The following is a 26,684-nucleotide window of genomic DNA, read 5'->3' as shown; positions in this document are numbered from 1 at the left end:
CGGTCCGGCCCCCTTAGCGCGGGGCCGCCACTCTTACTGAACCCAATGAGAGGGAAGTCACGAACATGTTGATGTCTATCGCAGCCGCCGCAGCCCCCAAGGCGGCAAACCCATATGGCCTGATGGAAGCGCTCGAGCAGGGCGGTGTCATCGCCTGGACCGTTTTCATCATTCTGGTCGGCATGTCTGTCGGCACGTTCTTCATCCTGTTCACCAAGCTGATCGAACAGCAGAAGGTGATCAACCAGTACAAGAAGGTCCGTCAGGTGTTCTGGCGTTCGGCCAACCTGCGTGAAGGCTCCGCCAAGCTGGAGAAGAACTCGGCTTACAAGCAGCTCGTCGACGACGGCATTGCCGCTCAGGAACAGCATGGCAAACTGACCGATCCGGTCGAAGCGCATGACTGGCTGCACGGTTCGCTCGCCCGTTCGGAAAACGCCATCAACTGGAAGCTGGGCAGCGGCCTTGCGTTCCTCGCGACCGTTGGTTCGACCTCGCCGTTCGTCGGTCTGTTCGGTACGGTTATTGGTATCTACCGCGCTCTGATCAAGATCGGTGCTTCGGGTCAGGCATCGATCGACGCCGTTGCCGGTCCAGTCGGTGAAGCGCTCATCATGACCGCCCTTGGTCTGGTCGTCGCGGTTCCCGCCGTGCTTGCATACAACTTCCTGCAGCGCCGTAACAAGGCGATCGCGGAGGATCTCAGCTCCTTCTCGACCGACCTGCTCGGCTACATGGTGTCGAACGGCGCCGTGAAGCCGGTGGTTACGACTGGTGCCGCTGCTCCGGTTACGAAGCCGGTTGCTGCAACGCCCACCAAGGCCTGATTGCACAAGGTGACCCGGAGCGGCGGGCTGCGCCGCGTCCGGGCCCTGGCCCCGCCTTCCAGGCCGGAGTCAAAAAAGACAGACATGTTAGGATACTGATAAATGGCAATGAGTGTTGGACCCGGCGGCGAAGACCAGCCGATTAACACGATCAACACGACGCCGCTCGTTGACGTCATGCTCGTGCTGCTCATCATCTTCTTGATCGCCGTTCCTGTCGTCATTCAGACCGTCGATCTTGAACTGCCCAAGGTGGCGTTCGAGCCGACGACGACGAAGCCGGAGAATGTGTCGCTGTCCATCACGACCGCTGCCGACGGGGCATGCGAAGTGTACTGGAACATGACCAAGGTTGATTCGACGGACCTGCTGAATCGCGCAGTTGCGAAGCTTGAAGCCGATATCAAAAAGGTTGGCGGCATCGAGAACATGACGCCAGAGGATTTGCCCGAAGTGCATATCCGCGGCGACATCAATACGCCTTACCGGTGCATCGGCGGCACGATCTACACCATGCAGCGTGCTGGCTTTCCGAAGGTCGGCTTCATCTCCGAACCCGATCCGGCTTCGCTCAACATCCAGCGTCTCTGATCGAGACCAGACAGGAGTTTAGACAATGGCAATGGCTGCTGCCTCTGAAGATGGCGAGCCGATGATGGAGATGAACACGACGCCGTTGATCGACGTCATGCTCGTGCTCCTCATCATGTTCATCATCACCATCCCGATCCAAACCCACGCGGTGAAGATCGATCTGCCGCAGAACGCGCCGCCGACGGACAGCGTCGTTGACCCGGTCAAGAACAAGGTGGCTATCGATGCCGCCGGAACGATCACCTGGAACGGTGCACCGATCGATCTGCTGACCCTGCGCCTCTACCTCAAGCAGTCGCTAGCTTTGCCGGTAGAGCCTGAGTTGCAGTTTCAGCCGGACGCACAGACCCGCTATGTCGTGGTCGATCAGGTTCTGGCCGAGATCAAGCGCGCGAACGTGACGAAGCTCGGTTTTGTCGGTAACGAACAATACGGATCGTTCTGACCCAAGCGTCTGAAATAACATCGATGTTCATGAAAAAGGGCTGCTGCGGCGGCCCTTTTTTATTGATTGAGAAGCGCAATTAACGGGCTGGTCATCCTTCCTGTGTAGCCGTTGTTCATCATTCCAGTGCATCACGTGACGGACCATGAGCGCCAGGCAAAACATCAAGTCGGGATATGAGCGGACGGACACCCGTCACCATGTGCAGATTGGCGTCAAGTTGCGCCGACCCGGAGAAAGCTGGTTTTCGAGCCGCATTTCTGATCTGTCGGCGACGGGGTTTCGCGTGCAGACCTTTGTCAAGTTGAAGCCCGGCATGGACATCTGGATCATGTTGCCGGGTTTCGAAGGCCGCCGTGCCGAAGTCATGTGGGTGCGTGACCATGAAGCGGGGTGCAATTTCGAGCGCCCCCTGCATCCCGCCATCTTCGATCATATCGTGAAGATCACGACAGACGCGCTGGGCCTGAAGCCGCTTTAGGCAGGACACCCTCATAGTAAGTAAGGGCCTCCCGGCACTCACGTGTGCGCGGGCAAGACCTCTGCATGGCATGAGCCGAAGCCGATGGAGACAAACCCCTCAGCCTTGGCGTTGGCTTTCATGATTACATGGTCGCCGTCCACCAGGAATGTTCGTGTCTCTCCATTGGGCAGCTCGACTGGCTGGCTACCACCGCGGCTAAGCTCCAAAAGACTGCCCAAGCCGCTATCATCAGGTGTAGAGATGGTTCCCGTGCCTAATAGGTCACCGGGCTGGAGATTGCATCCGTTGGACGCGTGATGAGTTACAATCTGCGCCGCAGTCCAGTACATATTGGAGGCTGGCCCTTTCCCCAGAAGGAAGGCGGGCAGGTCGGCTTTGCGCATCGCGGCTGAAGATAGCGAGACCGACAACTCGATTCCCAGCCCCCCCGACGCCTGATCTTTGTCATTCCAAAGATAAGGCAGTGGCACAGGATCACCGTTCGTTCGCTGAGGTTGTGCAGTCCGGAAAGGCGCCAGAGCTTCTGCTGTAATCACCCAAGGCGAAACGGTGGAGTGAAAATTCTTGGCGAGAAACGGCCCAAGCGGCTGATATTCCCATGCTTGAAAATCACGTGCCGACCAATCGTTGAGCAAACAGAAACCAGCGATGTGGCGACCCGCTTCCGATATTGCGATGGGATCACCCAGCTCGTTCCCCGCGCCAATCCAGATGCCGAGTTCCAGCTCATAATCCAGGCGTTCTGTGGCGGCATAGACGGGGTTCTCTGCGTCCGGAGGTTTGCGCTGCCCCCTCGGCCTTATCACCGGCACGCCAGAAGGGCGAACCGACGATGCGCGTCCATGATAGCCAATAGGCACATGCTTGTAATTAGGCAGTAATGGATTGTCCGGGCGGAATAGCCTGCCCACATTGTTCGCATGATGGATGCCGACGTAGAAATCAGTGTAGTCACCGATAACGGCAGGCAGGTACATCACGCATGCCTCAGCACGATAAAGCATCGGCGTTACAGCACGGCGGTGGGCTTCGTCGGACAACAATGCGCTCAGTTGCTTCCGAAGATCATTACGCGCGTCCCCCGGCAAGGCGAAAAGTGCATTCAGCGTCCGGCTGTATAGCGCTTTCTTCGTGGCTTCCGGCATTAACCCCTCATCGGCAAGCGCGCGCAAGTCCAGGATGTCGTCTCCAATTGCTGCGCCGATCCGGGGTTCCCCTTCGTCTGGGCTGAATACGCCAAGGGGCAGGTTCTGGATCGGGAAGTCGCCGTGGCCGTTCGCGCTGACGACCCAACTTGTTCTTGCAGGATCGTGAGTCTCGTCGATCCCGATGCGCACCCCCTTACGCTCCAACGTTGACTACTCCGCGGCGAATCTGGTCCAACTCGATGGATTCGAACAGAGCCTTGAAGTTGCCTTCGCCAAAGCCATCATTGCCCTTGCGCTGAATAATCTCGAAGAAGATCGGCCCCACCATATTCTCGGTGAATATCTGCAACAGCAGTCCGCCCCCGGTTTCCGGCGCGCCATCAATCAAGATACGGCGCCTGCGCATTTCTTCGATGTCATGTCCGTGCCCCGGCAGGCGTGCGTCGATCATGTCGAAATAACTGTCGGGACTGTCCTGAAACCGCACGCCCTTAGCGCGCAGTTTGTCCACCGTCGCGAAGATATCGTCCGTAGCGAGAGCGAGATGCTGAATGCCTTCGCCTTTATACTCGCGCAAAAATTCTTCGATCTGGCTATGCTCATCCTGGCTTTCGTTGAGCGGAATGCGGATTTTGTCATCCGGGGCTGTCATAGCGCGGCTGAGGAGAGCCGTGGCTTGTCCTTCGATGTCGAAATACCGAATCTCGCGGAAGCTGAAGATCCGTTCGTAAAATTGCGCCCAGTGGTTCATGCGGCCGCGGTTGACGTTGTGCGTGAGGTGATCCAGCGTGTGTAGCCCGGCGTCATGCCCGTTGCGCTCAGCGCCCGGCAGCAGGACGAAATCGACATCATAGATTTCCTGCGCGCCGTAGCGATCCACCAGATAGAGATTGGACCCGCCGATGCCTTCTATAGCCGGGATGTTGAGTTCCATTGGTCCCACCGGTCCCGTGACCGGCGTTGCGCCGCGCTTGACCGCCTCCTCAAAGGCGGCGCGGGCATCGTGTACGCGGAACGCCATTGCGTTGGCGGATGGTCCATGGGCGTTGCGGAACTCCGCCGCCTGACCCACAGTTTCCATGTTGAGTATGAAGTTGATGTCACCTTGCGCATAGCGACGAACATTTTTCGACCGGTGATTGGCAAGATGCGTAAAACCCATGGCGACGAACAGGTCGGCTAATGCCTGCGGCTCAGGGCTTGTGAATTCCACAAATTCGAAGCCATCCAGTCCCAAGGGATTGTCATGCGCATCAGTCATCGATGGGGCTCTCCGGCAGAAATGTTTCCTGCTTATCCTTCAGCCCAACAATGGTGTCAAATGATACTATATTGATTTAGGCTGCGATGCATGGCCCCGCCGCCGTTCGCGCCAAATACTTTATCTACTAAAATTCAAATTACCTGGAGCAACTCATGCTGCTTGCGCGAGAGACTCCGCCTTTTTTGCCCGGAACAACCGACAAGGGGGAATGTTGAACCATTCCACGTCCGTTTCGACGTCCGCGAAATTGGGCACAAGAAACCTCTGCACGAACCCTGAATATTGATAGACCAAAAATGACCCACCGGGTCGCAACGCTGCATGAGTCTCCGTCGTAATGGCGTCTCCGACGCCAGCGGGGAGAGTGGAAAATGGCAGGCCAGACAAGATGTAATCGGCTTCGGAAAACCCATGCTCAGAAATGATCCGGCGCACGTCGACGGCTGATCCATGGACGGCTCGGAAACGGTGATCCGCGATGTCAGCGCTTAGATACCGGACGAAATCAGTGTTGATGTCGATCGCTATCAGAAGCGCATCGGAGCGCATCTTCTCCAGTATCGTGCGAGTGAAGGTGCCGACGCCAGGACCATATTCGACAAACAGTCTGGTGCTGGACCAGTCAACGGTTTTCAACATCGAAGCGACGAGGGAAGGCGAGGAGGGGATGATCGACCCGATCATCGCGGGATGCTTCACAAATTGGCCGAAGAACGTGGCCAAGGGCCGTGTCTTGTTCAGCAACCGGGCCACCGGGCCGTGGGCCTTGCGAAGTTTCTTGAGGTGTACGGTCGCCATTCAAATCCTGCCGTTATTCTTATCAACAGCGCGTCGCAAAATTGTAGCAATTTGGCAAGTCGCTACGCTGTCGATCGGAACAACGCCTGTAAGTGAAGCTGGTTCAACGGGGGGTGATGAACCTAAGATACAAAAAAAGGGGCCGGTCCGAAGACCAGCCCGCCGAGTTTTAGGAGAGGATGCCTGAAAGGCACAGCCCTTTTGCAGCGACTCCAAAAATTCCGCAACTGCGAAGAATGTTACCACGGTTGCAAATTCTGCATCTTGCGCATATCCCTGACCGTTGCTTCTTTCCAAGGCCATCCCCCAGAACGTCGGGCATGAAAGTGGAGAAATGATTATGGTGCAGCGCAAAAATATCGGTACAGATAAAAGCTGATGCGCCGTTTGCCGCCCCTCACAGCCCTCGAGGCTTTCGTGCAGGTTGCGCGTTTGGGGTCCGTGAAAGCCGCTGCTGAGGAGTTGGCTCTTTCGACACCGGCCCTTAGCCGACGCGTGCAGGCGCTGGAGCGGTTCATCGGCAAATCGCTATTCGACCGAAAGCATCAGTCCATGGAGATCAATGGACTGGGGCAGCGATTGCTGGACGATATTGCTCCCGCGCTCGACGCTATGTCCACGGCGATGGAGAACATTCAAAGCGGCGGTAATCAATTGCGTTTCCGTCTAGCGGTTCTGCCACTGTTCGCCAGCCAGCGGCTGTTCCCCCGGCTTGGCGAACTGCGGACGCTGCATCCTACGCTGCATCTGGATGTCGAAACGACACCGCATGCGGTTGCGCGGTTGGGCGAGGGGCTTGATGCCGCCATTGTACTGGCGAAAGATATCGACCCTTCTTTGTACGCGCATGAGCTTGACCGCGACGAGGTGTATCTGATCGCTAGCCGAGGGCTGGTCGAGGGTCCGAAGGCCATTACCGATCCGCAGCAGTTATCGCAGCACACCGTTTTGCTCCATCGCGAAATGTCGGCAAGCTTCGATGCCTGGAAGGAAGCGATCGGGCTGCCCAACATCCAGCCCGCTGCGATCGACAATTATGATTCGGGGCCGCTCATGCTGGAAGCTGCTGCACAAGGGCTCGGTGTCGCAGTCATGCATGCCAGCCATTATAATGACGCACGTGACCCCCGGCTGATGCGCCTCTTCAACCAACATGTTGAAAGCCCTTACCGTTATTTCTTCGTTTGCCGTCCGCGAGCACTTCAGAACCGGGCCGTGCGCATTTTTCACGACTGGCTGATCGGCGTAGATATCTGATCTTTTGCGGTCCTTAACCTAAACTTCACTGCAATAGTGTCGTTATGGCGCTCATGAGGAATGCAGCTACACAGTCACAGGCGAACGATTCGCATTCAGGCCTTACCGAGCGGCTTGCCCGGTGGGCCACGCGCTTCGGCGGGAAGGCTGATGAAGCTGCCGAGGAATCTGTGTCCGCCCGCACGCCTCCGGGCAAAACCTTTAATCGGGAAGTCGACCGCCGGCGGCAGCTTTATCAGGATATCGGCGCATTCCTGTTCGCGCATGACCTTGATCTTACGCCGCTCAACTTCGGTGTGGCGCACGACTATTTGACGGGCAACGACCATGGCATCGAAAAAGCCGTGGCTGCGGTGCTTTCGGAACGTGGCAAGATCACCAATAGCTGGGTCGAGTCTGTTGTCGCCAGCGCGCCGAACAAGGATGTAACGGCCGACACGTTGCATGACATGTTGAGCAAGGTTGAGGACAACCTCAACCAATTCACTGGGTTGGTCGACGACTCTCGTAACTCAGCGAAAGATTATGGCGCTGCCCTACAGGAGCAGGTGCGTGACCTTTCCGATGAGGCGAAGGCAGAGCCGGTGCTGGGCCGGTTGATAACCCTTACGCGCAACATGGTGGAAAAGACCCGCCAGGTAGAAAGCCAGATGCGGGAAAGCGCGAAGCAGACGAAGGCGCTCCAGCAGAGCCTGGAAAGTGCGCGCCGCGCCGCTGAGCAGGATCATCTGACGGGATTGCCTAATCGGCGCGCTTTCGAAGCGACGCTGACGGCGGAGACGCTAAAGGCGCAGAACTGCCGTGAACCCTTAAGCGTCGCGTTCTGCGACATCGATCACTTCAAGCTGGTCAACGATAGCCACGGCCATGAGACAGGCGACCGTGTTCTAAAATTCGTCAGTGGATTGCTTGCCAAAATCTCCGGCGACAAGTGCCATGTGGCAAGACATGGCGGCGAGGAATTCGTCATGCTCTTTCGCGGAAAGACAGCGGCGGAAGCGTGCGAGATGGTGGATGCCGCGCGCGCCGATTTGTCGCAGCGCAGCCTTGTCAATCGTGCGACCGGCGAGCGCATGGACCGCATCACCTTCTCGGCGGGCGTCGCCAATGTCCTTGCCTATGATGACCCGCGCGCCGCGCTCAAAGCGGCCGACCGCGCCTTGTACCTAGCGAAGGAACATGGCCGTAATCGCGTCTATCTTGCCGCTGAAGTAGAGGCATGATTCCAGAGTAGCGATCAGGACTTTCCAGTCGGCTGTTGCTCATATTGGTCAAGCACCCAGTCTTCCTCTTGGGCTGCCGCGATCCAGTCCTGCATCCACGGGTGCGCTATCACGGCGTCGGCATAGGCGCGCGCGAAGGGTGCGATTGGCAACTGATAGCTGACGATGCGGCTTACCACCGGTGCATACATGATGTCCGCCGCGCCAAAGGCTCCAAACAGATAGTCTCCGCTGCCGCCATGGCAGGCGCGTGCCTGCGCCCATAACGTCTGGATACGCGCGAGATCGGCGGCCACGGCTTCGCTCGGCGCGACGGGATCGAACAGCCGCCGCGTATTCATCGGACAGGCCTGCCGCAGCGGCACGAAGCCTGCATGCATCTCCGCCGCGATCGAGCGCGCCAGCCCTCGCGCCGCCAAATCCTGCGGCCAGAAGCGGGTGCCTCCGGTCAGGTCATTGAGGTAATCGATGATCGCCAGGCTGTCCCAAACGACCGCATCGCCATTCCAGAGCGTCGGCACTTTACCGGCGGAGGGAAGCAGGTCGTTCTCCGCCTTCCGGGCAGTCCAGGCCTCGTCATAGAGCGGGACCACGACTTCCTCGAACGGCAATCCCGATTGCTTGGCGGCAAGCCATCCCCGCAGCGACCAGCTCGAATAGGCCTTGTTGCCGATGATAAGCTTCAACATGGGCTTTCTCCTATTGGTCGCGGATTGCTCAGCCAATGGCTTCCAGCACCGCCCCGCGCAATTCCGCAATGCCCATTCCACCTTCGCTGGACGTCGCGATGATGTCGGGATGCGCCGCCGGTCGCTTCCTGATTTCCTCGGCTGTCCGGGCGGTTACGGCGTCCAGTTCGGTCGCCTTCACCTTGTCCGCCTTGGTCATCACGATGCGATAGCTGACGGCGGCATCGTCCAGCATCTTCATGATGTCGCGGTCGACATCCTTGATGCCATGGCGGCTGTCGATCAGCACCAGCGTCCGCTTCAGCACCGGCCGCCCACGCAGATAGTCGTTCACCAGAAACCGCCATTTCCGCACGACATCCTTGGGCGCCTTCGCATAGCCATAGCCGGGCATGTCGACGAGCCGGAACGCCGGGGGTGTGCCTACATCGAAGAAGTTCAGCTCCTGCGTCCGTCCCGGCGTGTTCGATGTACGGGCAAGGCCGTTGCGGTTCGTCAGCGCATTCAAGAGCGACGACTTGCCCACATTTGACCGTCCGGCAAAGGCCACTTCGTTGACCGACGCATCGGGCAGGAATTTAAGGTCCGGCGCGGATTTCAGGAACGCGATCGGCCCCGCAAAGATCTTGCGCGCGGTTTCGATCAGCGCCTGCCGTTCCTCCTCGGCCTGTGCGTCTTCAGGCGTCACTTCGCGGTCGCCGGCGTGCTTAGCACGGGGTGCCGCTTATACAGCCACCATTGCTGCGCCATCGACAGCAGGTTGTTGGTGATCCAGTAGACCAGCAGACCGGCGGCGAAAGGCGCCATCACGAACATCATCATCCACGGCATCAGGGAGAAGATCTGCTGTTGCATCGGGTCCATCTGTGCCGGGTTCAGCTTGAACTGGAGCCACATGGATATTCCAAGCAGGATCGCCAACACGCCGATGGCGAGGAAGGCGGGCGGCTGGAAGTCGAGCAGCCCAAACAGATTGAGGACATGCAGCGGATCGGGTGCGGACAAGTCCTTTATCCACAGCACGAACGGCTGATGTCGCATCTCAATTGTTAGCTGTAGCACTTTGTAAAGTGCGAAGAAGATGGGAATTTGGAGGAAGATCGGCAGGCAACCCGCGAGCGGATTGACCTTCTCGCGCTTGTATAGCTCCATCATCTCCTGCTGGAGCTTGGGCTTGTCGTCCTTATATTTCTCCTGCAGCGCCTTCAGCTTGGGCTGCACGGCGCGCATCGCCGCCATGCTGGCGAACTGGCGCTGGGCGACCGGGAACATTATGCCGCGCACGATTAGCGTCAGGCAGATGATCGCCACGCCGAAATTGCCGATCTGCGTGAACAGCCAGTGCAGCAGCGAGAAGATCGGCTTTTCGAACCAGTAGAACCAGCCCCAGTCGATCGCGCGGTCGAACAGCGATATGCCGAGCGGTGCGGGGGCATCCTGATAGGCTTCGAGCGTGCGCACTTCCTTCGCGCCCACGAACAGGCGAGACGTCTGCGACACTGCCTTGCCGGCGCCGAGGAGGACGGGCGTCAGGCTGTAATCCGCCTGATATTGCGACCCCGCGCCTTTACGGAACTGGCCGGTGAATGCCGTTTTCTGATCGGGAACGAGAGCCGACAACCAGTATTTGTCGGTAAAGCCGATCCAGCCACCGGTGCTCGGGAACGACTGATTGCCATCCTCATCCAGATCCTGGAAGTTGACGTCATAATTGGCTTTGTTGTTGAAGACGCCAATCGGCCCGGTGTGGATCGTCCAGCTGCTCGGGTCTTTCGAATGCCCGTCGCGGCTGATGTAGCCATAGGGCTGCACGGCCACGGGTCCGCTGCTGCTGTTAATGACCTTCTGATTCACGGTGAACATGAAGTCCTTGTCCACCGAGAGGCCGATCTCGAACAACTGTCCCGCACCGTTATTCCACGACAGCGTGACAGGCGTCGTCGGCGTCAGCTTGCTGCCCGAGGCAGTCCAGACGGTGTTCGCATCCGGCCCTTTCAGCCCCGCGCCTGACCAGCCAAACCCCGCGAAATAAGCATCGCGCGTGCCGCCCGGCGAATAGAGCCGGATCGCAGGGGAGGTCTTGGCGATGGTTTCGCGATAGGTCGGCAGCACGATATCATCTATCCGCGCGCCTTTCAGGTTGATCGAACCCTGCAACTTCGGGGTTTCGATGGCGACGCGCGGGCTGCCTTTCAGCACGGCGCCCCGGTCGCGGATCGCGGTAGGGCTGTCCGCTGCCGGGTCGGCATTGGGGCTCGCCACCGGCGTTGTCTTGCCGCCCTGTATCTGGGTGGCAGGGGGATTTGCGGCGGGGAAGAACCGCTGCGCGATGTAAGGCCATCCGAACAGGATCAGTGCGCTCAGCACTACCGCGAGAATGATGTTCCGCTTGTCGTCCACGTCAGATTGGCTCCCGCCGATAAAGTCTGTGTTGAAAGGCCGCTACCCGAATGTCAGGGAACCGGATCGTACCCCGACCCACCCCATGGGTGGCATCGCATTAGCCGCTTCGTCGCCAGCCAGCTACCCTTGATCGCACCATATTTGCCGAGCGCCTCTATGGCGTATTCGGAACAGCTGGGGGCGTAGCGGCAGGAGGGAGGCAATATGCGCGACGGGCCAAGCTGCCATCCGCGGGCAATCGCCTGAAGGAGGCGGGCGATCATCCCCGTTGCTTACCGGGTTTTGCGCGCGGCGGGCGAGGGGCCTGACCGCCGCCACTCGCTAGCTTGCGCAGCGCCTTTTCCATCTCGCCCCGCAACAGCGCGAAGTCCCGTTCGACTCCGCCCTCGCGCCCGATCAGCACATGATCCGCGCCCGCAATGCCCAGGGTCGGGAGAAGCTCTCGCGCCAGAACGCGAAAACGGCGCTTCATCCGGTTCCGGACGACAGCGCCGCCAATCTTCTTGGTAACGGTAAAGCCGATTCGCTTGGTCGGATCACCATCCTGCCGGTCGCGGACCAACAGGACGAATCCGGGCATCGGCTGCCTGCGTCCCCGATTCGCCGCCAGAAAGTCGGCGCGCTTCGCGAGGATCGCGATGGCGCCGTCGTTCCCGGACGCTTCGATCAGGCGCTCAGGCTCTTCCGGCCGCGGCTGCGACGGGCGCGCAGGATGTTGCGGCCGCCCACCGTCGCCATGCGCGCACGGAAGCCGTGACGACGCTTGCGGACGAGATTGCTCGGTTGAAAGGTGCGCTTCATCGCTCATTCCTCAGGTACTAGTTCTAAAAATCGGCAAGACAAAAAAGGGCCGCCAAAACCGGCAGCCGCATGTCGAGCGGGTCCGATAGAGAAGACCCGCCGCCAAGTCAACCGGGGATGCGCTGCAATCGGCCCTAGTCGGCTTCGCAAAGCGCCTTGAGCTGATCGGCGACCGCGCCCCAGCCTTGCTCGAAACCCATGTCCTTGTGCTGCTGCATGGCCTCGTCGGTCCAGTGGCGCGCGCAAGCGGTGTACAGTGTGCCATCGCCATCCGCCGCGATCGAGAATATGCCGATCATGAAGGGCGTTTGTGGTGTCAGATCGGCATTGAGTGCATCGGTGAAGGCGAACCGCACGCCCGGTTCGTAGGCAAGATAGATGCCGTCGCTTGGATGTGCTTCGCCATTGGGGCCGTGCATCACCATTGCGGCCCGCCCGCCAGGACGCCGGTCCATCTCGACGATCTCGGTCGTCCACGGCTTGGGGCACCACCATTCGGTGAGACGCTCCGTCATAATTTCCCATACCTTGGCGGTCGGCGCGGCAATGTGCTTTTCCACCTTCAGTTCGCGCGTGTCGTCATTCATGCGATCTCTCCCGGCTTCAGTTCTTGCGATGCCCCACCATGGCGAATGCCGCGCCTTGCGGGTCGGTGATCTGGACCATGAACAGGTCGCCGGGGACGGGGGAGGGGCCATGCACGATCTGCCCTCCCCCCTCGGTAACGCGGCTGGCGGCGGCGTCGATGTCGTCGACCCAAGCGTAATGCTTCCACTCGGGCCGGGGCGTGTCGGGCGTTTTCGTCATCATTCCGCCGAGCGTCGTGCCTTCGAGGCCGTAGAATTGATAGGTGCCCATCGGACCCATATCCATGCCGTCGAACGCCTTCCAGCCCATGTGACGTGTGTAGAAGGCGAGGGCACCTGCCAGCTCTCCCGCGTGCAGTTCGTTCCAGCCGAATTTGCCCGCGCTCGGCATGGCGGAAAAAGACGTGGCCGGACCTTCGCCTTCCGGCTGGATGACGTAGAAGGTCGCGCCCTGCGGATCGGCAAGCATGGCGATGTGCCCTACTTCGGGAATATGAGTCACCGGCATGTGCACGCTCGCGCCATCCGCTGCCATCGCCTCCACGGCCGCGCTTGCATCGGGTACGCCGACATAGCCGAACCAGCCGGGCCTGGCGGACCCTGCCGCTACGGCCGGGATGCGCATGATGCCGCCAATGCCCTGACCGTCAGCGGACAGGATCGTATAAGGCTCACCGCCCGCCTCCACCTCGGACATCGACCAGCCCATGAGCGTGCCGTAGAACTGCTTGGCGGCGGTCACGTCGCTGGTCATCAATTCGTACCAGACGAACGGATTTCCTGCGGGGTATGATGTTCCTGTCATAACCACTTCTCCCTTCAGGCTTTTTCGTCGATCAGGGGTGCGAAGCCGCCATAGATCATGCGCGCGCCGCTGAACGGAAGGTCGCCGTCGGGCTTCATCCGCTCATCATCCATAACCTTCGCCATACCTGCATCACGTACCTCTTTGGACGGCCACTCAATCCAGGAGAACGCCACGCTTTCGCCGTCTTCTGCGATGACCGCAGTACGGAAGTCGTTGGTCTTGCCCGGCTGGATATCGTCTCCCCAAGCCTCCACAACGCGCAACGCGCCATGTTCCAGCAGCACCGGCGCAGCTTTGGCCGCCATGGCACGATATGCTTCCTTGTTGCCGGTCGGCACCGGAATCACGAACCCATCAATGTAGCTCATGCTGCCACTCCTTCCTTTGCATCCTGCGTGAAGTCCGCCATCTGAGCCGCCAGCGCCCTGCTAAAAGCGGGCCGCGCGAGGCAGCGTTCGTAATATTGCGCTACCCGAGGCTGTTCGTTCATCAAGCCGCTCCTCTCCAAGCCGCGCAGGACGCTGGCCATCATCAGGTCGCCCGCGGTGAATTGGCCTTCGAGATAATCCTTCTCTCCAAGCCAGTCGGACAGACGCGTGAGCCTGCCGCGCACTCGCTCTTCCAGGCTTGGGCGACGCAGCCGCGCCCACTCTTCCCCCGAGGCGAAGATGTCGATCGTGTTCAGTTCGCCTATCATCGGCTCAACGCTGTTGAGCGCAGCTATCAGCCATGCAGTGGCGCGCGCTCTTGATGCGGTATCGGTGGGCAGCAGGGTTTCGCAATCTCGCCCGATATGCAGCACGATCGCGCCGCTTTCGAACAGTTGCACTGTGCCGTCATCGTAAGCCGGCACCTGACCGAACGGCTGTTCAGTGAAGTAATAATCCGGACGTTGCTCCATGGCGTGAAATAGGCGGGTGCGATAGGACATCCCGGCTTCCTCCAACGCCCACCTGACGCGCAGGTCGCGCACATGCCCCTGCGCAAAGGGCGGCACCCAGGAAAAGCCCGTCACTTCGATTTCGGATTGTGGATCGATTGGCATCGTCTCTCTCCTTTTCGCGCCGTCAGGCGTCTGCTTCTGCTTTTTGGCCTGCGTTCATCTTCTCGAACGCCGCCATGTCCATCCACATCACGCCCCATCCGTGGCCATCCGGATCGGCGACCGCGCGCTCGAACATGAAACCGTGGTCCTGCGGTTCGTGCACTTCGCTGCCGCCAGCTGCAAGCGCCGCATCCACCATCGCGTTCACGGCGGCACGGCTATCCTGCGACAACGCCAGCAGCACTTCGGCGGACGTTCTGGCGTCGACGATCGATCGATTGGTGAACGTACTGAACTTCTCATGCGTCAGCAGCATGACATGGATGCTGTCGGAGAAGGTCATGCATTGCGCCGTTTCGTCAGCGAAACGGTCGTCGCGAACAGCACCTGCCGCTTCGTAGAAGGTGATTGATCGCGCCAGATCGGTGACGGGAAGATTCACGAAGATCATCTTGCTCATATTGTGCTCCAGCCTGCGAGTCGTCCTGTTGCACAGCCTGCCTTCAATGATTATCTAATACAACTACAAAGTTATAAAAAGTAACCAAGGACGCAATGTTGAGGAAAAGAGCTTATTCCGATGGCTGTGCGGCGGCGCACGCGCTCGATCTTATCGGAGATCGCTGGGCGATGCCGGTAATGCGCGAAATGCTGCTGGGTCCACGCCGCTTTTCGGACATCCGCGCCGCGCTGCCGGGCCTTAGCGCCAATGTGCTGACGCAGCGGCTGGAGGAGCTGGAGGCCGTCAGCATCGTGCAGCGCCGCAAGCTGCCGCCGCCAGCCTCGGTGCAGGTGTATGAGTTGACGCAGTGGGGGCTGGAATCGGAAGAACTTTTCAAGGTGCTGGGCCGCTGGGCGGCGCGCTCGCCTTATAAGGAGCCGGGTCCGATGAGTCCGGTTTCGCTCATCATGTCGATGCGCACGATGTTCTCACCCGAACGAGCAGGGGCCATGAAGGCGGCCATCGGCTTTCGCTTCGGTCCGGAAACATTCCGCGCCGACATCAACAAGGGAGAGATTTCCGCAGGCCGGGGCGATGTTGCCGATGTCGCTGTCCTCTTCGATGGAGATCAGAACGCGTTGATCGAGAGCCTCTACGGCGGCGTGCCTCTCGATGCTTTAGCGGACCGGCTTCAGGTTACCGGCGATCGCGCTTTGGCGGACAAATTCCTGACCCTCTTTCCGTTACCGTCGGTCGTCCCTGATCTACGTCCATCCATTTCGGACTAAAACCGCTCGACTCTTGGGCAACTCCCCTCCAGAAGGGCGCGAACAAAAGCGGCACAACTTTGGGGGTTCGGCTTGGTCGCAACAGTATCGACGGTCGCCTACCTCGGGCTGGAGGCGCGCCGTGTGGAAGTGCAGTGCCAGCTTGTGCCCGGTCTTCCCAACTTCATCGTCGTGGGATTGGGCGACAAGGCCGTCACCGAGAGCAAGGAGCGCGTGCGCAACGCGATCGCCGCCATCGGCTTGTCGCTGCCGCCCAAGCGGATCACCGTGAACCTCTCGCCCGCCGATTTGCCGAAGGAAGGGTCGCATTACGATCTTCCCATAGCGATGGCGTTGCTCTGCGCAATGGGAGTCATCGATGCCGAGACGCTGAGTGGTTATGTCGTCGTCGGAGAACTCGGGCTGGATGGCCGCGTCGCGCCTTCGCCTGGCGTGCTACTGGCGGCGCTCCATGCCGGGGAACAGGGGCTGGGCCTCATCTGTCCCGCTGCGCAAGGAAGCGAAGCCGCATGGGCGGGTCATGTCGAAGTCGTCGCCGCGCCGGGACTGCTGCCGTTGCTCAATCACTTCAAGGGCACCGCAATGCTCTCCGCCCCACAACCGGGCGAAGTCGAGACACCTGTCCGCACCGCCGACCTGCGGCAAGTGAAAGGGCAGGAAACCGCCAAGCGCGCGCTGGAGATCGCGGCGGCAGGCGGTCACAACATGCTGATGGCTGGTCCACCCGGTGCCGGCAAGTCGCTGATGGCAAGTTGCCTTCCCGGCATCCTCCCCGAACTCAGCCCTGCCGAGGCGCTGGAAGTCTCCATGGTGGCGAGCGTCGCGGGCACATTGGAGAATGGCCGCCTCAGCCGCGCACGCCCGTTCCGCGCGCCGCATCACAGCGCGTCGATGGCGGCGCTGGTGGGTGGGGGCCTGAGGGTCAAACCCGGCGAAGTCAGCCTCGCGCATCTCGGCGTCCTGTTCCTCGACGAACTCCCCGAGTTTCAGCGCGCCGTCCTCGACTCCCTCCGCCAGCCACTCGAAACCGGCACGGTCAGCGTCGCCCGCGCCAATGCCCACGTCACCTTCCCGGCGCGCGTGCAGTTGATCGCGGCTATGAACCCGTGCCGTTGCGGGCATCTGGGCGATCCCGCGCTCGCCTGCGCCCGCGCGCCGCGTTGCGCTTCGGATTATCAGGCGAAGGTTTCCGGCCCGCTTCTCGACCGCATCGATTTGCACATCGACGTCAATGCCGTCACCGCCGCCGATCTTGTCCTGCCGCCGCCAGCCGAAGGGTCCGAGCAGGTCGCCGCCCGTGTCGCCGCCGCACGCGCGATCCAGACGGCGCGCTATGCCGATCACGCGATCCGCACCAATGCCGAAGTGGATGGCGACTTGCTGGAGGAGGTTGCGACGCCCGACGAGCCGGGCCGCCAACTCCTTGCGCAGGCGGCCTCCTCGATGCGCATGTCCGCACGAGGGTACACGCGCGTCCTGCGCGTCGCGCGAACGATCGCAGACCTCTCCGCCAGCGAAGGCCTAACCCGCGTCCATATCGCCGAAGCGCTCAGCTACCGCAGGCGCGCGCCGGTTAGTTGAGCAGCGGTTTCACCAGAGGCTTGATGTTCCGCACAACGATGCCGACACCTTGCCCTGTTGGATGCATGTTATCCTGCAACAGCAGGCTCCGGTTCCCCGTCACGCCCTTCATGAAGAACGGATAGAGCGGCACGCCATAGTGCTTTGCCAGCATCGGATAGATGGGATCGAACTTCGCCCGATAGGCGCTGCCCATATTCGGCGCGGCGAGCATACCCGCCAGCAGCACCTTGATCTTCCGCCGCTTGAACTCCGCCAATATCGCGTTGAGATTCGCCCGCGTCTGCGCCGGATCTATGCCACGCAGCATATCGTTCCCGCCCAACTCCACGATCGCAAGGTCCGGCGCGCGCGGGAAGGACCGCAGCACCCAATTCAGCCGCGCCTTGCCCTGCGCCGTCGTGTCGCCCGACACGCCCGCGTTATGAACCCGCACCTGCAACCCGTCCTTGCGAAGTGCCGCCTGCAACTGCGCCGGGAAACTCTCATTGGGTTTGAGGCCATATCCCGCCGTCAGGCTGTCCCCGAACGCAAGGATCAGCTTCTCCGCCGCCTGCGCCGGAATGGCCGTCAGCAATCCAATTGCCGCCGCGAGTTGGACAAGATGCCGCGCCGCACCATATAGCTTTTTCACGTCGCTTCCGCGCGCGTTCGCCTGCATCTGAAAGTCTCCATCGCCCATGACAGCATCCCATATCGTGATCGACGCCCGCGATGTCACCCTTTCGCTGGGCAAGGATGCCGCGCGGGTGGATATATTACGCGGCGTCAGCCTTTCGGTGGCGGCGGGCGAGAGCGTCGCGTTGCTGGGGCCGTCCGGATCGGGCAAGTCCTCGCTGATGGCAGTGCTCTCCGGACTTGAGCGTGCAACCAGCGGCGCGATCCATGTCGCGGGCGCGGATTTCGGCGCACTGGACGAGGACGGCCTGGCGCTCGCCCGGCGTGGCCGCATCGGCATCGTGTTGCAGGCGTTTCACTTGCTGCCGACGATGACGGCGCAGGAGAATGTCGCCGTCCCCCTCGAACTGGAAGGTGAACCTGAGGCATTTTCCCGGGCGCAGGCGGAGCTTGCGTCAGTAGGTCTCGGTCATCGCGTCACGCACTATCCAGCGCAAATGTCGGGCGGGGAGCAGCAGCGCGTTGCCATAGCCCGCGCCATTGCGCCGCGTCCTGCACTGCTCTTCGCCGACGAGCCGACCGGCAATCTGGACGCCGCCACGGGCGAGGCGATCATGGACCTCCTATTCGCGCGCCAGAAGGAGACCGGCGCGACGCTGGTGATGATCACGCATGACGTGGCGCTCAGCCGCCGGTGCGACCGGATCATCACCATGCGCGACGGCCGCATCGTGGATGACGCTGTATGAGCCTTGCGCTGCGGTTCGCATTGCGGGACTTGCGCGGTGGCCTGACTGGCCTGCGGCTGCTCGTCATCTGCCTGTTCCTGGGCGTCGCATCGCTGGCGGGCATCGGCAGTCTCACTGCCTCGATCAACGCCGCGCTCTCCGAACAGGGCCAGACGATCCTCGGCGGCGATTTAGCATTCGACCTCAACCAGCGCATCGCCACCCCTGACGAATGGGCCGCGATGGAGAAGCAGGGTCGCGTCTCGCAAGTCACGCGCCTGCGCGCGATGATCGCCCGGCCCGATGGCGCGGACGCTGTACTCAGCGAATTGAAATCCGTGGATGCCGCTTGGCCGCTCTATGGCAGCTTCACGCTGGCGCGCGGCGGCGACCGCCCCGGGTTCGGCGAAGTCGCCATCGCCGATGCGCTTGCCGACCGCCTCGGCGTCAAGGCAGGCGAGCAGGTGCGCATCGGCGACAAGCTGTTCCGCATTTCCGGCATCATCGCGCAGGAGCCCGATCGCGTCGGCTCCGGCTTCACCTTCGGCCCGACCGCCATCGTTGCGGCGGAGAGCCTTGATGCGACGGGCCTGCTGCAGCCCGGCAGCATCTACGAAACGCAATATCGCGTGCGCACGCCCGCCAATGTCGACCCCACCGCCGCCATTGCCGCCGTCAGCGCCGCGACACCCGGCGCAGGCTGGGAGACGCGCGACCGCACGAATGGCTCGCCCAGCACGCGGCGCTTCATCGATCGCATGGGTCAATTTCTGTCTCTGGTTGGCCTGACCGCATTGGTCGTGGCGGGCATCGGCGTCGGCAATGGTGTGGCCAGCTACCTCGACGGTAAGCGCCCCGGCATTGCGACTCTCAAGGCTCTTGGGGCATCCAGCCGCACGATATTCCTGACATATCTACTTCAAATCATCATCGTATCCGCCGTTGGCATAGCGCTCGGACTGATAGTCGGCGGGTTGCTGCCATGGCTCGTCACCCTATTCGCGGGCGACATGCTGCCGGTCCCGCCGAGCCTTGGCGTCTATCCCTCTGCGCTCGCGATCAGCGCGGCCTACGGCCTGTTGACCGCACTGCTGTTCGCGCTGGTGCCACTCGTGCGCGCCCGCCATGTCGCGGCGGCGGCGCTGTTTAGAGGCGGACTTGGGGAGAGCGGAAAAAGCGGATCAGGCGTCTGGTTTGCCGTCATCTTCATTGCAGCGCTGATTGCGGCGCTCGCCATATCGACCGCGCGCGAGCCGGGGCTTGCCGCGATATTCCTCGCTGCGGCGCTGGCCTTGCTGGTGGTGCTTTCGCTTTTCGGCGTCCTGATCCAACGTGTAGCCGCGCGGTTGCCGCGCCCACGCCACCCTTTGGCCCGCCTTGCGCTCGCCAATCTTCACCGTCCGGGTGCGCAGACCGGAAGGCTGATTGTCGCGCTGGGCCTTGGCCTGTCGCTGTTCACGACGCTGGCGGTCGTGGAGACCAACCTCTCAGGCCAAATGGCGAGCAGCATCCCGGCCAAGTCGCCCAGCTTCTTTGCCCTCGATATCCCGTCCGAAGGCGTCGATCAGTTCCGTACCATCATTGCGCGCCAGTCGCCGGGTGCAGATGTGGTGACGGTGCCTTCGTTGCGTGGCCCGGTAGTAGCAGTGCGCAATCAACGCGTCGCCGATATGAAGGAGATCCCCGAGGACGCGTGGATACTGCGAGGCGACCGCGGACTTACCTATTTAGAGATGCTCCCGACTGGCAATACGGTCGTCGATGGCAAATGGTGGCCTAGGAACTACAGTGGCGAACCGCTTGTCTCGGTCGATATCCGCGCAGCGAAGGCGCTGAACCTGAAAGTGGGCGACATGCTGACGGTGTCGGTCCTCGGGGTCGAAGTGCCCGCGCGCATCGCCAACTTCCGCGAGATCGACTGGGATACGATGGGCCTCAACTTCGGGATGATCTTTTCGCCCAATGCCCTGAAGGACGCGCCGCATAGCTATCTTGCGACGATAGCCTTGCCCGGTGGGGCAGGGGCCGCGCAGGAAAAGGCGATCAACCGCGACATCATCCGCGCCTTTCCGTCCGCCTCGCTGATCCGGGTGAAGGAAGTCATCACATCGCTGGGCAACCTCTTGGGGCAACTCTCCGCCGCCGTGCGGGTTGCCGCCTCGATTGCGATAGCCGCAGGCATCGCCGTGCTGGTCGGCGCAATAGCCGCGGCGCGCCGTACCCGCACCTATGACGCGGTGCTGCTCAAGCTGTTGGGCGCAACCCGCCGGCAAGTGCTGGCGGTGCAGGCGATGGAATATGCACTGCTGGCGCTGCTGGTGTCGGGCATCGCCTTTGCCGTCTCGGCCGGGGCAGGGTGGTATCTCGCGACGAAGACGCTTGGCCTGCAATGGACGCCGGATTGGGCGGTGGTGCTGGGCACATTGGCGGCAGGCGCGTTGCTCACGCTCGCGCTGGGGCTTCTCGGATCGCTGCCCGCGCTGGCCGCACGGCCTGCGCGAGCGTTGCGAGAGCTTTAGGCTGCGTCTGCTACGATGTCCGGGCCGACTCGCGTATAGCGCCCGTCGACATAAACCAGCGGATCGACAACCGGGCTGCTGAATGCCTCCACGACATCGCCGATGAAGATCGAATGCGATCCGTATGTGATCTGCTGCGTCTGACGGCACACGAAGCTCGCCTGCGCATCGTCGAGGCGGGGAATGTCGATCGACGTGTCCGCCCAGCTTCCAATCTCGAAACGCGCCTCGCCTTTCACCTTGCCGCTGCACGCTGCGGAGATATGCATATGGTCCGCGTCGAGGATGTTGATGCAGAAATCCGCGCCGGAGGCCAGCACCGGGTGCATTGACGCCGTCTTGTTGACGCAGATCAACATGCTCGGCGGGTCCATGCTCAGTTCGCTGACGGCGGTCGCCGCCATCGCGTGACGCTGCCCATCCTTCTTGGTCGTGATGACCACCACGGCCTTGGCCAAGCGACGCAGCCCCGCCCGCATCTGAGTGGAGATTGCTTCGTTGTCCTGGGCCATGGAGGGTTCCGATACCGTTGCGCTACGGTTGCCGATACTATGCCGATAGCGACCTGCCAATCTAAAGTCGGCATGGGGCCACGCCTATCCCAGACGTGGCCTTCGGAGGGTCGCTTAACCTAAGGCCCTTGTCATCAACCGTTCCAGCCGCTCCGCAAAAGCGCGCGGATCGGCAGGGGGTTCGCCATCGGCAATCCGTGCTTCATCCAGCAGCAGATGGGCGATATCCGCTTTCATGTCGTCGCTCCCGTCGGCGGCGTTCGCGAGCTTGGCGATCAGGCCATGCCCCGCATTGATCTCCAGCACAGGCTTGGCGGCAGCGGGCAGTTGCCCGGCGCTGGCAAGCAGTTTCTCAAGCTGGCGATCCATCCCGCTCTCCGGCGCGACCAGGCACACTGCGCTGGTGGTGAGGCGATCCGATATGCGGACATCGGACACCACATCCTCCAACGTCTGCTTGGCGAATGCGACGAGCGCGTCGATGGTCTCGCCCCCTTCGGCCTTCGGAGCGTCCCCCGTGTCGGCGGGCGGGATAAGGCTGAGGTCCGCCGCACCCTGCGTCACCGACTTGAAGGGCTTGCCTTCATAATCGACGCCGATGGTGGTCCAGAAGCTGTCGACCTGATCGGGGAGCAGCAGGACTTCGATGCCGCGTGCGCGGAAGCCCTCGATCTGCGGCGACGTGGCGAGACGGGCGAGATCGTTGCCGACCGCATAGTAGATCGCCGTCTGGTTCTCCTTGATGTCGGCGACATAATCCTTGAGCGACCGCCAGTTCTCCATGGAAGACGTCGTCTTGAACCGCGCGAGATTGAGCAGCGCCTCGCGCCGCTCGAAATCCTCGTACAGCCCTTCTTTCAGCACCGCGCCGAAATTGTCCCAGACCTTGCCATACGCCTCGGCATCGTTGTTCGAGAGCTTCTCCAGTTCGGACAGCACGCGCCCCGTCACGCCCTTCTGGATCGCGGAGAGGATAGGACTGTCCTGGATCATCTCGCGCGACATATTAAGCGGCAGGTCGGCCGAATCCACAAGGCCCCGCACGAAGCGCAGGTAGCGCGGCAGGATCTCCGCCTCGTCGGTGATGAAGACGCGGCGGACGTACAGCTTGATCCGGCCCTTGCGGTCGGGATCGAACAGGTCGAACGGCTTGCTCTCCGGAATGAAGGTAAGCACCGAATATTCGGTACGCCCTTCCGCGCGATAGTGGATGGTCAGCGCAGGCTGGTCGAACTGCCCCGCGACGCTGCGATAGAAGTCGGCATAATCCTCTTCGCTGATGTCGGACCTGGATTTGGTCCACAGCGCCGCGCCATCTGTGATTTCCTTCGCTTCGGCATCGGGCTTTTCCAGCAGGAAGATCGGCACGGGCACGTGGCCCGACTGCGCCTTTACGATCCGCTCGACAGTGAACTGCTCGGCATAGGATTTGGCATCCTCCAGCAGATGCAAGACCACGCGAGTGCCGCGCTGCGGGGCTTCCTCGGGGGCGACCGGCTCGATCGTGTAAGTGCCCTGACCATCGGACGACCAGCGTGCCGCTTCGTCCGATCCTGCCCGACGGGAGATGACTTCGACGCGATCGGCCACCATGAACGCCGAATAGAAACCGACGCCGAACTGGCCGATCAATTGCGATCCTTCGCCGCCCTTGTCGGCTGCGATCCGGTCCATGAACGCCTTCGTACCGGATCGGGCAATGGTGCCGAGCGTCTCGCCCATGTCGGCGGCGGTCATGCCAATGCCATTGTCCTCCAGCGTGAGGCGGCGGTTGTCCGGGTCGAGCGTGATCGTGATGCGCGGCGCGCTGTCTTCGCTCAGGATTTCGGGATGGCTGATCGCCTCGTATCGCAGCTTCTCGCACGCATCGGCCGCATTGGAGATCAACTCGCGCAGGAAGACGTCTTTGTCCGAATAGACCGAATGCACCATCATGTGCAGGAGTTTCGAGACGTCCGCTTCGAAGGCGTGGGTCTCGGGCGCTACGGCAGTGTCTGTCATCGTCCGCTTCTCAAAGGCTAAGGTTGAAACGGCGGTGAAATGGACCGGTGGCCTTTGCTTTTCAAGGGGCACTGTGGCCTTCGCGGCGTTCCCGTCCCGGTAGAGCACGCCGGGAAGCCCACCATTCAACTACTCGCCCACACCTCCGCCTCGCCAAGGGTATCGAAGGTCCGGCCTGTCAGCTCACATTCGGTTGTGAAGGTCATCTCCACGAACCACTGCCCTTCCTTGGCCCCATGAATATCGCTGAGGCAGGAGAGCACGGCCATCAGGCGTCCATCACGGAACACGAGCATACCCTTGTTGTCATGCGCGCCGCTGTCCAAAGTTACTGCTTTAAATTCAATGGTCATCGTCATGTACTAGGCTGCCGCATGAAGATAGGCTGGACGGAAATCACCGGCGCGTTGCATTCCTTCCCAATCGAGAATTTGGACGGACCGTTTGTCGCGCGCGATCACGCCGTCTTCGGCCAGCGCATGCAGCATACGATTGACGTGGATGGGAGTCATGCCGGTGGCGTCCGCTATCTGTTCCTGAGTCATCGGCAGTTCGAACCGTTCGGCACTGCCCAGGCCAGCGGCCTCGCGACGCGCGGCAAATTCGCACAGCATATGGGCGACGCGGGCCTTCGCGTCCCGGCGCCCGACATTGAGCACCCATTCGCGGAAGATCGACGCGTCGATCAACGAGTCGCGCCACAATGCTTCGTTGATGACTGGATGACGGGTCAGCATCTCACGAATGTTCGCGGCCGGCAGCCAAGCGACCACGGCGTCGGTAATAGTCGAAACACTATGGTCGGCGCGCGCAAGCATGAGATGCTGCAAATCCAGGATGTCTCCCGCCATGTGGAAGGAGACGATCTGACGAGCGCCAGAATTGGTAAGCTTATAACGGCAGGCAAAGCCTTCAAGCAGAAGACAACAGTCGGTCGGACGATCGCCCTCATGCACCAGATGTTGTCCTGCGGTGTACCTTACAATACGAAAGGGCAATGTGCGAATGGCCGCTTCATCTTTTTCGTCAAGTTTAGCCAGCCGTTCAAGCTTGTGTATCAAGAGCTTGAACGGATCGTCGTTATTAGGGGCCATGGCAGTCTTTCAGAATGAGCTACTCAGATAAGTTGAGAAGCCGAATTAAAACGTCAAGATCGTACTTTGGTTCAACTTCGATCAATATTTTGGTGCCGATGCGTAACGATCCGTCAGATGCCGCAGGTCGGAACTCTGCTTGGGCAGGTGGTCGCGTTAGTGCGGCTGTTGGCTGTAGGACGATACAAACACGCTGTGAATGCTTTAAAAAGTCGAGATGTCGTTTCACTCCCGACATATAATTGTCATCGGGGAGATTAATGTCGATTCATGCTGGACAGGCGAAATGGGCTGAGTGACTGTCGATCGCGCGAAAGGGGAACAGGCAGATGGCAGTCGGCTTTACGGCGAATAAACAAAGGCGGTTGGTCGGCGGTGAACCACCCAGCCGTTATGCTGAACTGGCCCACATATGTTGATCTCCTTGGTATGAAGACGGCCGATCGTGCCCAGTTTGGCGGCATGAACCTTGAGGCGCAGGCGCGGGCTGCGCTTAGCCGGGGCGATCTTGCTTTGGCCGCGCAGGCGGCACAGGCACTGGTGCATGCGGAGCCGGATCAACCTGCCGGTTATTTCCTGCTAGCTATGGCGGCCGCAGAAGCGGGGCAGATTGCCAAGGCACTGCCGATGCTGGAAGCCGCCGTAGCGCGCGGACCGGAGCCGGAACATCTTGCGCAACACGCGAAGCTTCTCATCCTCGTGCGCCGTGACGGCGAGGCAGGGGAGGCGGCTCGGCGAGCGCTGACCCTGGGTGTCACGGATGCGTTGACGCTTGACACCGTAGGCTGCGTGCTGGCGCGGCTTGGGGATCATGAAACCTCCGTGGCGCCATTCGAAGCTGCCGTCGCCGCTCAGCCCGACAATCTCGACTATCGCTATAATCTCGCCGCCGCCTGCGGCTTCACCGGTCGGATCGCAGAAGCGCACAGGCATTACGAGGCAATCCTCGCCGCTGATCCGGGCAACGCGCGTGTCCACTATGCGCTCGCCATTCTTACGCGCCAGACCGCCGGAGTGAACCATATTCCACGGCTTGAAGTGGCCCTTTCCAAGGCCTGTGATCCGGCCGACGCATTGCGCATCCGTTATGCCCTGGCCAAGGAGCATGAGGATCTTGGCCATGCCGACGAGACGTTCCGCTATCTCTCGGACGCCAATCGCGCGCACAAGCAGGTCATCGGCTATGACTTCGCGCAGGATGCCGCGATCTTCGATGCGATCGAGCAACTGTTCGGGCGGCACGACGGCATTCTGCAGGGCAACGGCAATCCCGATCCTACGCCCATCTTCGTCGTCGGTATGCCGCGCACGGGTACGACCCTTGTAGACCGCATCCTTTCTTCACATTCCGATGTAGGATCGGCCGGCGAGCTTCAGGCGATGCCGCTGGCGGTCAAACAGTTGAGCGGCACGCGTTCGCGCCTCGTCATAGATTCCGAGACGATAGCGGCGAGCGCATATGTCGATGCGACTGCGATAGGCGACGCGTACCTCGCACGCGCGCAACATCACCGTCCGCACGCCAAGGCGCGCTTTATCGATAAGCTTCCCGCCAATTTCCTCTATGTCGGTCACATCCTCCGTTCGTTGCCGCAGGCGCGCATTGTCTGCCTGCGCCGCAATCCGATGGATACGATCTGGAGCAATTACAAGAACCTGTTTGCCAGCCAGTCGGCCTATTACGCCTATTCCTACGACCTAATGGATACCGCGCAATATTATGCGCGTTTCGACCGGTTGATGGCACTGTGGGAGCGAGTATTCCCCGGCCGGGTGCTACAGCTATCCTATGAGGCCCTGGTGGCGGATCAGGAACGGGAGACGCGGCGGTTGTTGAGTTATTGCGGCCTTGATTGGCAGGACGCCTGCCTGTCCTTCCACGAGAACAAGGCGGCTGTCGCGACCCCCAGCGCTGCGCAGGTGCGCCGTCCGCTCAATGCCGACGCCGTGGCACGATGGAAGGCGTATGCCGTCGCGCTGACGCCGGTACGTAATTGGCTGGAAGAGCAGGGGATAGTCGTAGGCTGA

The 26,684-nt window shown here is 61.0% G+C and carries 30 protein-coding genes; 11 read left to right on the top strand and 19 right to left on the bottom strand.

Annotated features, from left to right (window positions below):
* Positions 1–65 precede the first annotated feature (65 nt).
* The 4 genes from C1T17_RS16225 to C1T17_RS16210 all read left to right on the top strand — a co-directional run bounded on the left by C1T17_RS16225 (position 66) and on the right by C1T17_RS16210 (position 2,347).
* Positions 66–827: a MotA/TolQ/ExbB proton channel family protein gene (locus tag C1T17_RS16225; RefSeq protein ID WP_104954333.1), complete on the top strand. Its 762-nt coding sequence runs from the start codon at positions 66–68 to the stop codon at positions 825–827.
* Between the two features lie 102 nt (positions 828–929).
* Positions 930–1,418, top strand: a complete 489-nt coding sequence (locus tag C1T17_RS16220; RefSeq protein WP_104954332.1) for an ExbD/TolR family protein — start codon at positions 930–932, stop codon at positions 1,416–1,418.
* 25 nt (positions 1,419–1,443) lie between these two features.
* Positions 1,444–1,866 (top strand): ExbD/TolR family protein, encoded by a 423-nt coding sequence (locus C1T17_RS16215; protein ID WP_104954331.1) that lies wholly within the window; start codon positions 1,444–1,446, stop codon positions 1,864–1,866.
* A gap of 145 nt (positions 1,867–2,011) precedes the next feature.
* Positions 2,012–2,347: a PilZ domain-containing protein gene (locus C1T17_RS16210; RefSeq protein WP_104954330.1), complete on the top strand. Its 336-nt coding sequence runs from the start codon at positions 2,012–2,014 to the stop codon at positions 2,345–2,347.
* A gap of 38 nt (positions 2,348–2,385) precedes the next feature.
* Here C1T17_RS16210 and fahA read toward each other — a convergent pair whose 3' ends face one another.
* From fahA to C1T17_RS16195, 3 genes are all read right to left on the bottom strand, one after another.
* Positions 2,386–3,687 carry a fumarylacetoacetase gene (gene fahA, locus C1T17_RS16205; protein ID WP_104954329.1) on the bottom strand — a complete coding sequence of 434 codons (1,302 nt, stop codon included), beginning with the start codon at positions 3,685–3,687 and terminating at the stop codon, positions 2,386–2,388.
* A 4-nt stretch (positions 3,688–3,691) separates the two neighbouring features.
* Positions 3,692–4,759, bottom strand: coding sequence for a 4-hydroxyphenylpyruvate dioxygenase (hppD, locus tag C1T17_RS16200; protein ID WP_104954328.1), 1,068 nt, complete (start codon positions 4,757–4,759; stop codon positions 3,692–3,694).
* A 153-nt stretch (positions 4,760–4,912) separates the two neighbouring features.
* Positions 4,913–5,560 carry a class I SAM-dependent methyltransferase gene (locus C1T17_RS16195; RefSeq protein ID WP_104954327.1) on the bottom strand — a complete coding sequence of 216 codons (648 nt, stop codon included), beginning with the start codon at positions 5,558–5,560 and terminating at the stop codon, positions 4,913–4,915.
* 378 nt (positions 5,561–5,938) lie between these two features.
* On the opposite strand from C1T17_RS16195, the gene C1T17_RS16190 reads away from it, so the two are divergent.
* Together C1T17_RS16190 and C1T17_RS16185 are read left to right on the top strand one after the other, a co-directional pair.
* A complete protein-coding gene (locus tag C1T17_RS16190) occupies positions 5,939–6,817 on the top strand; it encodes a LysR substrate-binding domain-containing protein (protein WP_104954326.1) in 879 nt (292 codons plus the stop codon).
* A 53-nt stretch (positions 6,818–6,870) separates the two neighbouring features.
* Positions 6,871–8,040, top strand: coding sequence for a GGDEF domain-containing protein (locus tag C1T17_RS16185; RefSeq protein ID WP_104955293.1), 1,170 nt, complete (start codon positions 6,871–6,873; stop codon positions 8,038–8,040).
* Positions 8,041–8,054: 14 nt separating this feature from the next.
* Here C1T17_RS16185 and C1T17_RS16180 read toward each other — a convergent pair whose 3' ends face one another.
* From C1T17_RS16180 to C1T17_RS16130, 11 genes are all read right to left on the bottom strand, one after another.
* On the bottom strand, positions 8,055–8,729 hold the full coding sequence (locus C1T17_RS16180) for a glutathione S-transferase family protein (RefSeq protein WP_104954325.1): 675 nt from the start codon (positions 8,727–8,729) through the stop codon (positions 8,055–8,057).
* Positions 8,730–8,757: 28 nt separating this feature from the next.
* On the bottom strand, positions 8,758–9,417 hold the full coding sequence (gene yihA / locus C1T17_RS16175) for a ribosome biogenesis GTP-binding protein YihA/YsxC (RefSeq protein WP_104954324.1): 660 nt from the start codon (positions 9,415–9,417) through the stop codon (positions 8,758–8,760).
* A complete protein-coding gene (gene yidC, locus C1T17_RS16170; protein ID WP_104954323.1) occupies positions 9,414–11,129 on the bottom strand; it encodes a membrane protein insertase YidC in 1,716 nt (571 codons plus the stop codon). Before yidC ends, yihA begins: the two co-directional genes overlap by 4 nt.
* A gap of 53 nt (positions 11,130–11,182) precedes the next feature.
* Positions 11,183–11,395 carry a membrane protein insertion efficiency factor YidD gene (gene yidD / locus C1T17_RS16165; protein WP_104954322.1) on the bottom strand — a complete coding sequence of 71 codons (213 nt, stop codon included), beginning with the start codon at positions 11,393–11,395 and terminating at the stop codon, positions 11,183–11,185.
* Positions 11,392–11,766, bottom strand: coding sequence for a ribonuclease P protein component (gene rnpA / locus C1T17_RS16160; protein ID WP_104955292.1), 375 nt, complete (start codon positions 11,764–11,766; stop codon positions 11,392–11,394). Before rnpA ends, yidD begins: the two co-directional genes overlap by 4 nt.
* Before the next feature lie 32 nt (positions 11,767–11,798).
* Complete coding sequence (rpmH, locus tag C1T17_RS16155; RefSeq protein WP_104955291.1) at positions 11,799–11,933, bottom strand: 50S ribosomal protein L34; 135 nt, start codon at positions 11,931–11,933, stop codon at positions 11,799–11,801.
* Between the two features lie 134 nt (positions 11,934–12,067).
* Positions 12,068–12,520 carry an SRPBCC domain-containing protein gene (locus C1T17_RS16150; protein WP_104954321.1) on the bottom strand — a complete coding sequence of 151 codons (453 nt, stop codon included), beginning with the start codon at positions 12,518–12,520 and terminating at the stop codon, positions 12,068–12,070.
* 16 nt (positions 12,521–12,536) lie between these two features.
* Positions 12,537–13,325, bottom strand: coding sequence for a VOC family protein (locus C1T17_RS16145; RefSeq protein WP_104954320.1), 789 nt, complete (start codon positions 13,323–13,325; stop codon positions 12,537–12,539).
* Positions 13,326–13,339: 14 nt separating this feature from the next.
* Positions 13,340–13,696, bottom strand: coding sequence for a DUF1428 domain-containing protein (locus C1T17_RS16140; protein WP_104954319.1), 357 nt, complete (start codon positions 13,694–13,696; stop codon positions 13,340–13,342).
* Positions 13,693–14,373, bottom strand: a complete 681-nt coding sequence (locus tag C1T17_RS16135; protein ID WP_104954318.1) for a glutathione S-transferase family protein — start codon at positions 14,371–14,373, stop codon at positions 13,693–13,695. Before C1T17_RS16135 ends, C1T17_RS16140 begins: the two co-directional genes overlap by 4 nt.
* A 22-nt stretch (positions 14,374–14,395) precedes the next feature.
* Positions 14,396–14,833, bottom strand: coding sequence for a VOC family protein (locus C1T17_RS16130; RefSeq protein WP_104954317.1), 438 nt, complete (start codon positions 14,831–14,833; stop codon positions 14,396–14,398).
* 95 nt (positions 14,834–14,928) lie between these two features.
* On the opposite strand from C1T17_RS16130, the gene C1T17_RS16125 reads away from it, so the two are divergent.
* Together C1T17_RS16125 and C1T17_RS16120 are read left to right on the top strand one after the other, a co-directional pair.
* The gene (locus C1T17_RS16125) at positions 14,929–15,603 is read left to right on the top strand and encodes a winged helix-turn-helix transcriptional regulator (RefSeq protein WP_104954316.1); all 675 of its coding nucleotides are present in this window, start codon (positions 14,929–14,931) and stop codon (positions 15,601–15,603) included.
* A 72-nt stretch (positions 15,604–15,675) separates the two neighbouring features.
* Positions 15,676–17,184 (top strand): YifB family Mg chelatase-like AAA ATPase, encoded by a 1,509-nt coding sequence (locus C1T17_RS16120; RefSeq protein WP_104954315.1) that lies wholly within the window; start codon positions 15,676–15,678, stop codon positions 17,182–17,184.
* Here the strand turns inward: C1T17_RS16120 and C1T17_RS16115 are convergent.
* Positions 17,177–17,866 carry an arylesterase gene (locus C1T17_RS16115; RefSeq protein ID WP_223262650.1) on the bottom strand — a complete coding sequence of 230 codons (690 nt, stop codon included), beginning with the start codon at positions 17,864–17,866 and terminating at the stop codon, positions 17,177–17,179. The genes C1T17_RS16120 and C1T17_RS16115 overlap by 8 nt on opposite strands.
* Between C1T17_RS16115 and C1T17_RS16110 the strand changes: the two genes are divergently transcribed.
* Both C1T17_RS16110 and C1T17_RS16105 read left to right on the top strand, forming a co-directional pair.
* The gene (locus C1T17_RS16110) at positions 17,865–18,551 is read left to right on the top strand and encodes an ABC transporter ATP-binding protein (protein WP_104954314.1); all 687 of its coding nucleotides are present in this window, start codon (positions 17,865–17,867) and stop codon (positions 18,549–18,551) included. The genes C1T17_RS16115 and C1T17_RS16110 overlap by 2 nt on opposite strands.
* Positions 18,548–21,049: an ABC transporter permease gene (locus C1T17_RS16105; protein ID WP_104954313.1), complete on the top strand. Its 2,502-nt coding sequence runs from the start codon at positions 18,548–18,550 to the stop codon at positions 21,047–21,049. The genes C1T17_RS16110 and C1T17_RS16105 overlap by 4 nt, the downstream gene beginning before the upstream one ends.
* Here C1T17_RS16105 and C1T17_RS16100 read toward each other — a convergent pair.
* The 4 genes from C1T17_RS16100 to C1T17_RS16085 form a co-directional block, all read right to left on the bottom strand.
* On the bottom strand, positions 21,046–21,561 hold the full coding sequence (locus tag C1T17_RS16100; protein ID WP_104954312.1) for a flavin reductase family protein: 516 nt from the start codon (positions 21,559–21,561) through the stop codon (positions 21,046–21,048). The genes C1T17_RS16105 and C1T17_RS16100 overlap by 4 nt on opposite strands.
* Before the next feature lie 114 nt (positions 21,562–21,675).
* Positions 21,676–23,562 carry a molecular chaperone HtpG gene (htpG, locus tag C1T17_RS16095; RefSeq protein ID WP_104954311.1) on the bottom strand — a complete coding sequence of 629 codons (1,887 nt, stop codon included), beginning with the start codon at positions 23,560–23,562 and terminating at the stop codon, positions 21,676–21,678.
* 125 nt (positions 23,563–23,687) lie between these two features.
* A complete protein-coding gene (locus tag C1T17_RS16090) occupies positions 23,688–23,921 on the bottom strand; it encodes a hypothetical protein (RefSeq protein ID WP_104954310.1) in 234 nt (77 codons plus the stop codon).
* A gap of 3 nt (positions 23,922–23,924) precedes the next feature.
* Positions 23,925–24,656 carry a Crp/Fnr family transcriptional regulator gene (locus C1T17_RS16085; protein WP_104954309.1) on the bottom strand — a complete coding sequence of 244 codons (732 nt, stop codon included), beginning with the start codon at positions 24,654–24,656 and terminating at the stop codon, positions 23,925–23,927.
* Between the two features lie 462 nt (positions 24,657–25,118).
* Between C1T17_RS16085 and C1T17_RS16080 the strand changes: the two genes are divergently transcribed.
* Positions 25,119–26,684, top strand: a complete 1,566-nt coding sequence (locus C1T17_RS16080; protein WP_104955289.1) for a tetratricopeptide repeat-containing sulfotransferase family protein — start codon at positions 25,119–25,121, stop codon at positions 26,682–26,684.

The sequence above is a fragment of the Sphingobium sp. SCG-1 genome (assembly GCF_002953135.1).
Classification (GTDB): domain Bacteria; phylum Pseudomonadota; class Alphaproteobacteria; order Sphingomonadales; family Sphingomonadaceae; genus Sphingobium.
The sequence above is the reverse complement of the archived record's forward strand: the minus strand, read 5'-3'. Positions and strand labels throughout refer to the sequence as shown.